At 59.1% G+C, this 12925-nt stretch carries 7 protein-coding genes and 1 pseudogene; 4 read left to right on the top strand and 4 right to left on the bottom strand.

The window, feature by feature from the left end:
* The first annotated feature begins 167 nt into the window (after positions 1 to 167).
* The gene (locus J2W40_RS12755; RefSeq protein WP_310225329.1) at positions 168 to 1871 is read left to right on the top strand and encodes a recombinase family protein; all 1704 of its coding nucleotides are present in this window, start codon (positions 168 to 170) and stop codon (positions 1869 to 1871) included.
* 422 nt (positions 1872 to 2293) lie between these two features.
* Here J2W40_RS12755 and J2W40_RS12750 read toward each other — a convergent pair.
* Both J2W40_RS12750 and J2W40_RS12745 read right to left on the bottom strand, forming a co-directional pair.
* A protein-coding gene (locus J2W40_RS12750) for an IS3 family transposase (protein WP_310225327.1) occupies positions 2294 to 3525 on the bottom strand; the annotation gives its coding sequence in 2 pieces (ribosomal slippage) (positions 2294 to 3192 and positions 3192 to 3525; 1233 coding nt in all).
* 327 nt (positions 3526 to 3852) lie between these two features.
* Positions 3853 to 4203: a DUF3237 domain-containing protein gene (locus J2W40_RS12745; protein WP_310225522.1), complete on the bottom strand. Its 351-nt coding sequence runs from the start codon at positions 4201 to 4203 to the stop codon at positions 3853 to 3855.
* Positions 4204 to 4215: 12 nt separating this feature from the next.
* Between J2W40_RS12745 and J2W40_RS20655 the strand changes: the two are divergent.
* Positions 4216 to 4859, top strand: a pseudogene (locus J2W40_RS20655) (IS30 family transposase); the annotation flags it as partial.
* A gap of 328 nt (positions 4860 to 5187) precedes the next feature.
* Here J2W40_RS20655 and J2W40_RS12730 read toward each other — a convergent pair.
* On the bottom strand, positions 5188 to 8676 hold the full coding sequence (locus J2W40_RS12730) for an indolepyruvate ferredoxin oxidoreductase family protein (protein WP_310225322.1): 3489 nt from the start codon (positions 8674 to 8676) through the stop codon (positions 5188 to 5190).
* Positions 8677 to 8949: 273 nt separating this feature from the next.
* Here J2W40_RS12730 and J2W40_RS12725 point away from each other — a divergent pair, with 273 nt between their 5' ends.
* Entirely contained in the window at positions 8950 to 9888 is a 939-nt protein-coding gene (locus J2W40_RS12725; RefSeq protein WP_310225320.1) for a LysR family transcriptional regulator, read from the top strand.
* A 520-nt stretch (positions 9889 to 10408) separates the two neighbouring features.
* Positions 10409 to 11077, top strand: a complete 669-nt coding sequence (locus J2W40_RS12720; protein WP_310225318.1) for a TetR/AcrR family transcriptional regulator — start codon at positions 10409 to 10411, stop codon at positions 11075 to 11077.
* A 120-nt stretch (positions 11078 to 11197) separates the two neighbouring features.
* On the opposite strand, the gene J2W40_RS12715 is transcribed toward J2W40_RS12720, so the two are convergent.
* Entirely contained in the window at positions 11198 to 12904 is a 1707-nt protein-coding gene (locus tag J2W40_RS12715) for an acyl-CoA dehydrogenase family protein (RefSeq protein WP_310225315.1), read from the bottom strand.
* Positions 12905 to 12925: the final 21 nt, after the last annotated feature.

Below are 12925 nucleotides of genomic sequence, written 5' to 3'. Positions count from 1 at the left end.
ATAACCCCGCGAGGGCTCATCAACCGTTCTCTCGAAGGCCCAGTCGGGCATGTTGGCGGAACCTCAGGGCAGCATAAAAGCATACTCTAATTTTGATATCTTCCCCAGATTGGCAAGGATGGTCAAATCTGTAGACTGGCCCCGACGCCCATCTCCGGAGACTCCGAATGCCCCGCGTAGCGCTTTATGCCCGCTATTCCGACGACAAGCAGAGCCCTGCATCCATCGACGACCAGTTTTTGATATGTCGTGAACAGGCGGCGCGCGAAGGCTGGCGGATTGTCGCCAACTATAAGGATGCAGCGATCTCCGGCGCGAGCGTCATTCTCCGTCCCGGCATCCAGTCACTTTTGCAGGATGCTCAGATGGGGCGCTTCGACATTCTGCTAGCCGAGGCGTTGGATCGGGTGTCGCGCGACCAGGCCGACGTCGCCACGCTTTACAAGAATCTCCAGTTCGCCGGTGTGAAGATCGTCACCCTGGCCGAGGGTGAAGTTTCTGAACTGCATGTCGGCCTCAAGGGCACTATGAACGCGCTGTTCCTCAAGTATCTTGCAAAGAAGACCCATCGCGGTCTGCGCGGCCGCGTCGAGAAGGGCAAATCCGGGGGCGGGCTTTGCTTTGGCTATGACGTCGTGCGGCGCTTCTCCAGCGAAGGCGAACCGGTCCACGGTGAGCGCAGCATCAATGCCGCCGAAGCTGAAGTCATTCGCCAGGTTTTCCGACAGTTCGCCAACGGGCTCAGCCCCCACGCAATTGCCTGCCGCCTGAATGACTCCGGGATTTCAGCACCAACGGGCAAGCTCTGGACATCGACCACGATCCGCGGCCACGCCAAGCGCGGCACCGGCCTGCTCAACAATGAACTCTATATCGGCAAGCTCGTCTGGAACCGGCTGCGCTATCTGAAGAACCCGCAAACCGGCAAGCGGGTCTCCCGCATCAATCCCAAATCCGAATGGATTGTGACCGAGGTTCCCGACCTGCGGATCGTGGATGAAGAACTCTGGCAGGCCGTGAAGGCGAGGCAAGAGAATATCGCGATCCAATATGTCGACGTCATCGAGGCAACACGCTCCGCCCATACAGCTCTTAATCGCACGCATCGCCCGAAAAGCCTGCTGTCCGGCCTGGTTTACTGCGGCTGCTGCGGCGGTCCTTATTCCCTTCGCGGGCAGGGGCGGTTTGCCTGTTCGAACCATGTTGATACGAAAAGCTGCGCGAACGGGCATAGCATCACGCGCGACAAGCTGGAAGCGCGCGTCCTTGAGGGTCTGCGCGATCGGATGATGACCCCCGATGTCGCGGCAGAAGCCATTCGGACCTATGTCGAGGAGCGCAACCGCATCAACCATCAGCGCCGCGCGTCAGAAATCGCCGATCGAACTGATCTGCAGAAAGTCCTCAAGGCGATCAAGGGCCTTGTGACACTCGCGAAGGAAGGCAAGGGCACACGCGCACTGGTCGATGAGCTTTTGGAGCTGGAAGCCCAGGAGGATGCGATCCGCGCTCGTTTGGCTGCAGCACCGGCGGATGTGCCGGATATCCATCCCAACATCTCCGAGATTTATCGGCGCAAGGTCGAGCGACTGACGCACGCGCTATCACAGCCGGAGGAGCGACAGGAAGCCGCCGATGCGTTGCGGGCGCTGATCGAGCGGATCGACCTTACGCCCGGCGCGAAGCGCGGTGAGGTCAACGCCATGCTCTACGGCGAGTTTGGCCGGATCCTGGAGTGGATCGAACAGCGTCGGTTGGCCGAGAATGCACAAAGCCCCGGCGCTTGTGCGTCGGGGCTTTGTGGAATGTCGGTTTCGGTGGTTGCGGGAGTAGGACCTTTAAATCAATCACTACCTTTTATAACCATATGATCTATAGGATAATTTTAAGAATTCAACTGGAGAGTACCCCCTTATGTACCCCAAATTGCAAGAAATGCGATGAAATGCCCTGAGATTTGGTCAGACCGCTCGGTTTCACATACATCTGTTCAGAGTCGAGGTGCGAAATTTTAACATACTTACTGTTATCGAACTTATTCACTGTAAGCGGTGCATGCTGGATCATAGTGCGAAATACTAGTACCTATAGGGTTGATCCCCTTTTAGGGAGGCACATGATGCACATTTATCAGCATCTGGATTACCGTCGGGCGGTCGGCCTAGTGGACGCTGGGTACTCTCTCTTAGGATGGATGAAAAACCGCGGGACACCCACCCGAGTGCTGAACCTAAAGGACGAAGGGTAGGTTTTTTAGGAAGGCATTTGGGCCGTCGAACGGTGTTGTTGCCCCCTAAAGGTCTGACATTTCCTCACGGGTTGAGCGGTCGATAAACTCGTGCGGCGATCTGTAGCCGAGAGCGCGGTGCGGATGCACGCGATTATAATGATCGAGCCATTCTGGCAGTTGCTCGAGGACAGCGCGGGCGTTGGGGCGCGGGCTGACACGGGCGTAATCGCGTTTGAGGGTGCGAACGAACGCCTCTGCCATACCGTTGCTTTGCGGACTTTCGACCGGTGTGGTTCGCGGGACCAGGCCGATGTCGCGGGCGAAGCGCCGAGTATCATGCGCGGTGTAGCAGCTGCCGTTGTCGGTCAGCCATTCGATGGCGTGTGGCAAGGCGTTCACCTGGCCGAAGCGATGTTCGACCGTGGCCACCATCAGATCACGCACATCCTCGGCGGTTATACCGCCGCTCGTAGCGACATAGCTCATCGCCTCCCGATCGCAGCAGTCGAGCGCGAAGGCGATGCGGACCTTTTCGCCATTGTCGCAGCCGATCTCAAGGCCGTCGGAGCACCAGCGTGTATTGCGGGTTGCAACAGCAATACGGCCGTCATGCCGACGTTCCGCCCCGCGACCAGAATGACGTTGCAGCAGCAGGCCATGTAGCTTCATGATGCGGTAGATACGTTTTGGATTGGGCGCTGCGCGCCCGTTTTCTTCCGCTTCGCGGCGCAGCAGCGCATGGACGCGTCGATAGCCATAGGTTGGCAGGTCGGCGATTAGCCTTCGTATATTGGAGAGAGTTTCCGCGTCAGGCAATGGCGGGCGTCCACGACGGCGCAGTTCTCCCGGCCGTTGCATTGCTGACAGATGCGGACGTGATACGCTGACGGCATCGGTAACCGCACTCACTGTCCACCCTCTGGCCACAAGGTCGAGCGCAACAGCCGTTTTTTTGGGCTTGCGGCCCGGGAGACAGCCTCTCGCAGCAGTTCCTTTTCCATCGTCTTCTTGCCAAGCAGGCGCTGAAGCTCACGCACCTGTGCTTCCATAGCGCGGTAATCGGACGCGGGCACGACCTCCTCACCCGCCGTGGGGGCGGTGAGCGCGCCCTGGGCCATCAGCCGGCGCCAGGTGAACAACTGATTGCCGGCAATGCCATGCCGACGAGCTACCAGCGAAACCGTGTTGCCCGGCAGGTAAGTCTCTTCAACGATCCGGATCTTCTCGTCTGGCGTCCAACGCCGTCGGCGTTGCACCGAGGTGATCACCTCCACGCGATCATAGGTTCCAGTCATACGGTCAGGCATATGCATCACACTTCCATAAGTGTGAGGGCCTGTCAGCCGATTTAGGGGGCTACTTCAAACGGCCTGACGCAACACGAACGACTACCCCTGTCAGATTACTACGTCCGCTTCACCAAAAGCGAACGTCTCCACTTAGTCGTAAGCGCCCCCTTCTTTGCCTGCTGACAGAAGGTCCGCTTATGCGCTTGGGGCACCTGAAAACTGCCAAGCTGGCATCCACCAACCATGCCTTTTCAAACATTAAATCCAGTAGTGAGTGTCAACGCGTTACCGATCGATTAAAGACCGGCATCAGCCACCCTCCGTTAAATTCCCTCAAGTCAACCGGAAGACCTCAGCCTCGATCGTTGGCCCGGCGATGACTAGGCCGCGGCATATGAACACCGCGTCGTTGACCCAGCTGTAAGCGGAAGACCCCGTTTCCATCCGCGGCGTGGCACGGGCATACAGATCATCAAAACTGGTCTCCGGACCGCCTGACAGCGCCGCCAAGGCCTTCTCATTCGGCTGCATCCAACCGGGATAATGTATGTATATAAGACCGCCGTCCTCAGTGAGTACATGAATTCGCACGTCAAGCCCAGCACGCTTGCCGCCGTGCATTTTGATCCAGTCTCCTCCCTCCGGCAGGATCACGCCTTTCGGGGCCCTCGATCGTGCCGCCAGTCAGAGCGTAGGCGCTTCCTGCCTCGTGCTCTGCGCTCACGACGTCGGCGCTATGCCCGCAAGCCACGCCGCGTTCATATCCCGCTGGCCAACACGATCAAGGCGCGGGCTGCGGAAATCAGTTGCCGGACCAGCTTTGCGCATCAGGAAGGCAATCTGGTGGCTTTCCGGCAGGAATTTTAGCATAGCGACCTGACATCGCTGGTCGAACGGCGTAGCCGATTTACGCTTCTGACGAGCAATTCGAGCCGTCATTCGGCCGGTGTGATGACTGGTATCGGCAGAGAGCTGAAGATCCTGCCTCCTTCCCTCCTCCAAAGTATAACTTCCGACAGGGGGGGACAGAATTTGCCGCCTTTCTAAGCCTGCAAGAGAAGGTCGGCATGACCAGCTATTTCTGCATACCATCGGCGCCATGGCAAAAGGGCAGCGTCGAAAACAGCAACGACCGGATACGTCGCTTTCTGCCGCTCGATACGGACATAGCGCTGGTGTCGGACAACGAGCTCCAAAAGATGGTCGAACGGCTCAACAACACGCCCTGCAAATGCCTCGATTATCGAACACCGCAGGAGGTGCTGGGCGTGCAGATTGCCATCCTTTGGGAAGGGCAAATTTGGTCAACCAGGGTCGGAGTTCACCCCAACCCTGGCTAAAGTGTTATGCAAGCCACGGAACTCGTGCTTAAAATGGAACGCGCAGTGCCATTTAGAAATGACGCGCTCGCCCTGACCTCGGCCGGCGCGAAGACTTCTGACCCTTAGTACGCCCGCTGAGTCGGATACAGTCAGGTAAATGCTGACGGGGCGACATCCAGGTCTTTAAAGACGTCGTATATCCTCGGACGATCATCCTACCGCGCGCTCCGGCGACCGGAGCCTCGAGCGTGTCGACGATGCTGAGGTGAGCATCGCAACCGGCGAGATGCCCGCAAGTGTTAGAACTGAAATTCAGGCGTCGCAAGCAAGGACGGATAGATTGCCCTCAGGCGTCACCCCCGGTGCCAATCTTAATGGCTTGAATGGCGCACCCGCTACCCCGGAATATCAATAATGCCTCCGCCTGGCGTTGCTGGGCGATAGCGATATTGCTCAGCTTAACATGACCGAAACCGCGGATGGTCTGAGCCGCCTCCGCCACCTTGACGGCATGTGAAACGTTTTCCGCGGTCAGGGCCGGCACGAGCGTCTCCAGCACCAACATGCGGTAATCAGCGATCAGCTGTCGTTCCAGCCTGCGCTCCTCGGTATAGCCGAACGGATCAAACACAGTGCCGCGCAGGAAGCGTCCGCGTGCTAGCGCGCCAAGCACGGGATACATCCACCCGCCGAAGCGCGACTTGCGTGGGTGCCCGGTTGCGGGGTCACGACGTGCAAACAATGGCGGGGCCATGTAATACCCGATCTTGTATGGCCCTTCGAAGCGGCTTGAGATAGTCTCGCGGAAGCCCGTTTGCGCATGCAGTCGGGCGACTTCATACTCATCCTTATATGCCATTAGGCGGAACAACGACCGAGCGACGGCGGTGCCGAAGGGCTCGCTCTTTGCGCCGACGGCCACTTCCGCCGCTCGGGCGCGCTCGACGACCTCGCGGTAGCGTTCCGCATAACCGGCATTCTGATAGTCAGTCAGAAACGCAACCCGGCGAGCAACCTCTTCGTCAAGCGAAGACGACAGGGCGTGATGCGCTGGCTTGTCGGCCTGCGCGGCAGCCTCTACGGCCGGAAGATCAAGAGCTGCGCGCCGTCCCCAGGCAAAGGCCTGGCGGTTGAGCGGCACCGCGACGCCGTTCAATTCGATGGCACGATCAAGTGCCTCAAACGAGAGCGGCAACAGCCCCTTCTGCCAGGCGAAGCCCATCAGGAAGAGATTGGCGCCCACTGCATCGCCGACTAGCTTGGTCGCGAGATCGGTAGCGTCGACCATGTCGAGCTGTCCTTGACCAACCATCGACTTCAGCGACGCCATCAACGAACGCGTCGGCAAAAGGAAATCCGGATCGCGCGTAAATGCTCCTGTGATGCTCTCATGGTCGTTAGCGATCACCCGTCCGGCTTCGCGCGAAATACGCCCCAGATTGTCCGGCGAGGCGCCTACCACCAAATCGCAGATCATGAGCAGGTCCGCAGAGCCCGCGCTGACCTTCGATGCCTGTATATCATCGGCATGGGCCGCGAGCTGGATATGGCTGACCACCGCGCCGCCTTTTTGCGCAAGGCCGGTCATGTCCATGACGCGCACGCCCTTACCGTCGATATGCGCTGCCATACCGATGAGCGCGCCGATCGTCACGACGCCGGTCCCACCGATGCCTGTCACAACCAGCGAATAACTGTCGCTGTCGACTTCATAGACGGGCTCAGGGAGGGGCACCTCATCCGCCAATGACAATTTAGGCCGCCGCAACTTTCCGCCTTCGACGGTCACGAAACTGGGGCAGAAGCCGTCGAGACAGGTCTGATCCTTGTTGCAGGTCGACAGGTCGATCGCGCGCTTGCGCCCGAACTCGGTCTCGACCGGGACTACGGACAGACAGTTGGACACGCGCGAGCAATCTCCGCATCCCTCGCAGACCAGATCGTTGATGACCACCGCCACCTGCGGGTCGGGCAATTTCCCCCGCTTGCGCAGGCGCCGTAGTTCGGTCGCGCAGGTCTGATGGTAGATGATGACGGTGACGCCTTCCACCTCGCGTAACTCACGCTGGACCTGATCCAGCTCAGAACGCGGGCGCACAGTAACGTCCTGCGCGAAGGTCCCGGACGAATAGCGCGTGGGATCATCCGACACGACGATAATGCGCTGCACGCCCTCCGCTGCGACCTGCGCTGCGACCCGATCAACGGTCAACTCGCCATCCACCGGCTGTCCGCCGGTCATCGCCACTGCGTCGTTGAAGAGGATCTTGTAGGTAATGTTGACCCCTGCAGCGACCGCGGCGCGGATCGCCAGAGACCCGGAATGGAAATAGGTGCCATCGCCGATGTTCTGGAACATGTGTTTCGTCTTGGAATAAGGACCCAGGCCCACCCAATTCGCCCCTTCGCCCCCCATATGCGTATAACCGGCAGTCTCGCGCTCCATCGGCTGCACCAGATAATGGCAGCCGATGCCGGCAAATGCCTTGCTTCCCTCGGGGACCTTGGTCGAACTGTTGTGCGGACAGCCCGAACAGAAATATGGCGACCGTCGCGCGAGATTGGGGAGTTCCTTCAGCGTGACATTGCGCTCCATCAACCCGGAAAGCCGGGCTTGCAACTTCGGGTCGCCGGCTCGGCTGGCTATCCGCCGCCCAAGTCCCAAGGCGATCACGCCCGCGCCCAGTTCGCCGTTCGAGGGGAACAGCCAGTCACCCTGTTCGTCGCGCTTCCCAACGATGGTGGGAGCGTTTGCCATGCCATAGAGGTGGGCGCGCAGCTGATCCTCCACTAACCCACGCTTTTCCTCGATGACGACGATCTGCTCCAGTCCGGCTGCGAAAGCCCGGACGCCTTCGGGCTCGAGGGGCCAAGGCATCGCCACCTTGTAGAGGCGGAGACCGAGCGCGACCGCGCGGCCCTCGTCGATCCCGAGATCGGCCAACGCCTGCAACGTATCCACATGGGCCTTGCCAACCGTGATGATGCCGAGCCGTGCCGCCTCCGAGCCGAAGACCACATGATCCAGCTGGTTCGCACGCGCAAAAGCAAGGGCGGCAGGGATCTTGAATTTATGGAGTCTTTCCTCCTGTGCCAGTGGCGTATCCGGCGTACGCAGCGAGAGCCCGCCCGGGGGCATCTCGAATGCCATGGGTAGCGTGATGTCGACCCGGGGGTCGGCGGCCAAGCTTTCGCCGCTGTCCATGATCTCGGTCACGACCTTCAGTCCGACCCACAAGCCGGTATAGCGCGACATCTCCCAGCCGATCAGACCATATTCGATCTGTTCGCTGATCGTGGCAGGCGAAAGGATTGGGATAAGCGCGTCCACCAAACCATATTCTGATTGATGAGCTGTCGTGGATGATTTGCACGTGTGGTCGTCGCCCGCGATGACGAGGACCCCGCCGTTGCGCGCGGAGCCAGCCAGATTGCCATGCTTGAACACGTCGCCAGTCCGATCGACGCCCGGACCCTTGCCATACCATGCGGCGGAGACGCCTTCGACGCGCCCCTCCCCGAAAGTCCCCACCTGCTGCGTCCCCCAAATGGCGGTTGCCGCAAGATCTTCGTTGACCGCGGGGTCGAGGCGAATGGCAGGGTCGATCAGCTTGCCCGCGCGCGCAAACGTCTGGTCGAGCGTGCCGAGGGGAGATCCGCGATAACCAGTAACATAGACCGCGGTGTCGAACCCCTGCTCGGCCCGACGACGCTTTTCCAACTGGAAGAGCCGCACCAGCGACTGCGTCCCATTGAGGTAGAAGGGATTACCGTCGAACCGGTGTCGGTCGTCCAGCGAAACGTCACGCAACTTCATCGCCATTTCCTCGATCATTCGGCACGGCCATCCCCGCATCGAAATCGATTATCGAGGCGCCAGGATCTGCCCCACGTGACCCGCATATGGTCTGGGCGGCCGTGTTCATGTCGCATGTTGGTGCCGACGGACGGTCCGAGCAATATCCGCCGAGCGATAACGGATATGCCGAATGCGGCATATAGATCTGCTTGAAATGTCGGGATTCGGACCGATGCGCCTTGATTCGCTATTCTTGGTTGTTGCGCTAATGCTCGAAGCAGAATAACGATAGGCGAACGAAGGAGCATCATGAGTCTTCCTGCGTCGCTCGATATACGATTGTTAAACGCTCTAATCGCGCTAGTCGACGAGGCCAGCGTGACGAAGGCAGCCGAGCGCGTCTCGATGACGCAACCTCGCATGAGCAATGCCCTGGCGCGCTTACGCGAACTGACCGGCGATCCGTTGCTGGTTAGATCGGGACAGCGTCTGGTTCCGACCGGCCGCGCGATTGAGATTGCCGCGGGCGTACGCTCGAGCTTAACAAGCCTCCACGGAGCGTTGGAACAACCAGAAACATTTGACCCAGTAACAAGCACTCGCAGCTTCGTGTTGGCGATGTCGGATTATGTGTCCGTCATGTTGTTGCCAGGAATCATGTCAGAAATGCAAGCGACCGCCCCGCGCATCACAATACGCGTCAAGTCGATTGAGCCGCCGCTGGTTGATCGCTGGCTGGACGAGGAGGAATGCGACGTTGCATTCGGGGCGCTTACGCACCTGAATGATCGGCTGCACGCATCGGTCCTATTGCACGACAAAGCGGTATGCATCGCGCGCAACGACCTGCCGGGCGTCGTCGGCACTATTACTATCGATCAGTATTTGGATTTGGGACATGTTGTCACATCGGGGACACCGACTCCTGTCTCGACTCTGGAGCAGATGATCGACGCAGCCCTCGCAGAAGATGGCCGCCACCGCCGCATCGCCGCGAGGGCAACCTCGGGCTTTGCCCTTGCAACGACGGTGTCGAGGACGGATTTGATCGCGACATTGCCAAACATTGCCGCCGCGGCTTTCGCGCGCTGCCTTCCGCTTCAGATCTTGCACCTTCCATTCCTCATGACCCCCTTCGATGTTACGATGGTGTGGCATGAGCGCCTACACCGCGACCCTGGCCACTTATGGTTGCGCAGGACGATGCGTAACGTCGCGCGGGAGTTTCGGCGCTTGGAGAATCCTTGATAGATTGGCGATGGCTAACGCTCGGACGCTATTTTGCGTTAGCCAGCCTTCGTTCGAAACATCGCACATGGCGAAAAGAGCTTTCGATTCCCATGCTGGAGCAACGGAAAAGGCGGCGCGTGAAGCAGGCTATGAGCGCACTAACTGTTGAACCGATCCAAACTAGAAATCGGTTGCAGATCACTTTAAGCGGTTTCGCGACGCTCGCGGATGTCGAGGTCTTTCGAGAGGATCTTTGCAGAGCGCTTGCTGCGCTGCGGGAATCGATGGGAGCCCGTCAAGTTTTGTTCGATATATCTGGAGCGCTCGTTCAGTCGCAAGAGGTAGTCGGGGCCCTTCGAATAATCGTCGCCTCGACACCGAAAGCATCCGTCGTTGCTGTAGTAAACGTCAGTTCCTTGGCCGGACGCCAGGTCGCCAGAATTTTCAACGGGGTCTCGCATCAACGCTGTCCCGACCCAACCGAAGCTATTGGGTGACTCGATGCACAATTTCGCCCTCACTTCATGAAGTTCCTGACATGAGTACGGACCTCCATTCCATCAGTGGGCGAGAGCGGCGCAGAGCTGAACGTCGCGCCAATATCATTTCCACTGCCGGCCGCAGATTCCTGCAGCACGGATATTATGCAACGAGCATGTCTGCGATTGCGGCAGAGATGGGAGGTTCGAAAGGAACTTTATGGAGCTACTTCCCCTCGAAGGAAGACTTGTTCGCCGCATGTGTTGAGAGTGCCATAGTTTCGTTCCGACAGGATCTTGTAGCCATACTCGATCCCAATCAGGGCATTCGCGAGGCGTTGGAACGGTTCACTTTGTGCTATATCGAAGGCCTGTGTCGACAGGACGCGATTGCGCTTCAGCGCCTCATCATCAGCGAAGGCGCGCAGTTTCCAGAACTGAGCGAGATATTCTATCGGCAGGGGCCGAAAGCAACGGTCGGGCTACTCGAAGGCTTTATCCGCGATCAGATGGTGTCGGGCAACCTGCGGGTGGATGATGCCCATGTGGCAGCGACAATGGTCGTCAATCTGTGTGTCGGCGGTCTTCGGCAAAAAGTGCTGTTGGGCGTGAGTCCCTTTAGCTCGGCTGAGGCAGCAAGAGAGTCTTGCATCATCGCAGAACTGTTCCTGCGATGTTATCGAACCGCACATGACGATTGGTCGGCCTTAGCTCTACCGAAGCACTAGTCTGCAATGTCTTTCTGCGTCTATAGGAAAAGCAGCGTGATCGACACTTTTGTCAGCGCTGCGGACTCGGCCTTTACTCCGATACCGAAATCATAGTCAGGCAGCGTTTCCCGTTCGGTATCACGCAAAAAGAACGTGGGAGCCCGCCGTTGCACTGGACCGAAGGCCAGTCGCCTCCGGCACGATGCACCGCACGTAGAAGTTCGCAGCCGCGATCTTGGCCGTTAGATATTCAGGATTCCAACCAGCTCCTTCGCTAAGCGTTTCCGCGATCCGGCGTTGCCGCACAAGCAACCACCCAGCCACCAATGTCGAGAGCATGGTCAAGAACGGATAGCTACCCGATAACCGGTCGTTGACCTCGGCGTGTAAAAGCCATGCAGCAGTCTCCCGAACCGCGTTTGAGAGGTCAACCAAAGGCTGCTCGCGATCAATGTCCGCCGAAATGTCGGTGAGGAGTGCGGTCAGTGCCGCTCCGTTGTCGCCTTTTAGCTTGCGCCCGACTAAATCCGCAGCCTGGATCCCGTTTGTCCCCTCATAAATCGGCATGATGCGCGCATCGCGCAGATGCTGGGCTACGCCGGTCTCCTCGATGTATCCCATACCACCGTGAACCTGAATTCCGATGGAAGCGACATCGACGCCGACGTCGGAACCATAGGCCTTGGCAAGTGGCGTCAGTAGAGCGGCTCGGGCGATCGATTCCGTATCTCGGCGGCCCGCCAGGCCTGCCGTATAATAGATCATCGAGCGCGACCCCTGCGTGAGCGCTGCCATGCGCGAGAGCATACGCCGAACGTCTGGATGCTGAACGATCGGCCTGGGCTTCGTGCCCGAACTGCCGTCGGCCAGCGGAGATTGCACCCGCTCCTGTGCATATTCAAGGGCCTGCTGGAAGGCGCGCTCTGCGATTTGCACGCCTTCTGCGCCGACGTTAAGGCGCGCATTGTTCATCATGGTGAACATCACCCGCAATCCGCCGCCCGGTGCCCCGAGCAACTCGCCAAAGCAATCTTCCTCTTCGCCGAACGCCATGACGCAAGTCGGCGAAATCTTAAGACCAAGCTTATGCTCGATCGACACGCAATGCGCTCCATTCGGAATGGACGGATTACCTTCTTCATCGAGTCGAAATCGTGGCACGAGGAAGAGCGAAAGCCCTTTCGAACCGGGAGGAGCGTCCGGAAGGCGTGCGAGAACGAGGTGGACGATATTGTCGACCAGATCGTGCTCACCGAAACTGATAAAGATCTTCTGACCACGGATCTTATAGAGGCCGTCTGGGTATGGCGTGGCTTGGCTGCTCAGCGCGCCAACGTCGCTGCCGGCTTGGGGCTCGGTCAAGTTCATCGTGCCGGTCCACGCACCGGAGATGAGATTGGGAAGCCATCGAGCCTTTTGCGCCTCGTCACCATGAGCTTCGATGGCCTCGATCGCGCCCTGGGTCAGAACAGGACATAGGGTAAAGCCGACATTTGCCATGCCGAGCGCGTCGTGAACCGCGAGCGCGAGCGGGAATGGCAAGGCCTGGCCGCCAAACTCGGCGACACCTCCGACGGTCCCCCAGCCATTATCGACATACGCCTGATACGCCGCGCGAAATGCTGGCGGGAGATGCACGCCGTCTGGGCCGAACGTTGCTCCTTCAAGATCACCGGCGCGAAGAAGGGGCGCGAACTCGCCATTGGCAAAGTCGGCTGCCGCTTCGACGATCGCGTCCGCGTCGTCAGCAGAGATATCGTGACGGCCTTCTTCGAGCAGTGTCGGCAAATCAGCGATATGCCGTAACAGGAAGCGCTGCTCAGTCGCGGGAACGGCGAAACTCATGGGATTGGGTCTCCGGAAGAA

Origin of the sequence: Sphingobium xenophagum (genome assembly GCF_031457465.1) — a bacterium.
In the GTDB taxonomy this organism is placed as follows: domain Bacteria; phylum Pseudomonadota; class Alphaproteobacteria; order Sphingomonadales; family Sphingomonadaceae; genus Sphingobium; species Sphingobium xenophagum_A.
This window is presented reverse-complemented; position numbering and strand designations above follow the sequence as displayed.

What these genes read in the sequence shown, in the direction of transcription:
- J2W40_RS12755 (WP_310225329.1), top strand. Translation starts at nt 168, where the DNA reads ATGCCCCGCGTAGCGCTTTATGCCCGCTATTCCGACGACAAGCAGAGC.
- J2W40_RS12730 (WP_310225322.1), bottom strand. Translation starts at nt 8,676, where the DNA reads ATGATCGAGGAAATGGCGATGAAGTTGCGTGACGTTTCGCTGGACGAC.
- J2W40_RS12725 (WP_310225320.1), top strand. Translation starts at nt 8,950, where the DNA reads ATGAGTCTTCCTGCGTCGCTCGATATACGATTGTTAAACGCTCTAATC.
- J2W40_RS12720 (WP_310225318.1), top strand. Translation starts at nt 10,409, where the DNA reads ATGAGTACGGACCTCCATTCCATCAGTGGGCGAGAGCGGCGCAGAGCT.
- J2W40_RS12715 (WP_310225315.1), bottom strand. Translation starts at nt 12,904, where the DNA reads ATGAGTTTCGCCGTTCCCGCGACTGAGCAGCGCTTCCTGTTACGGCAT.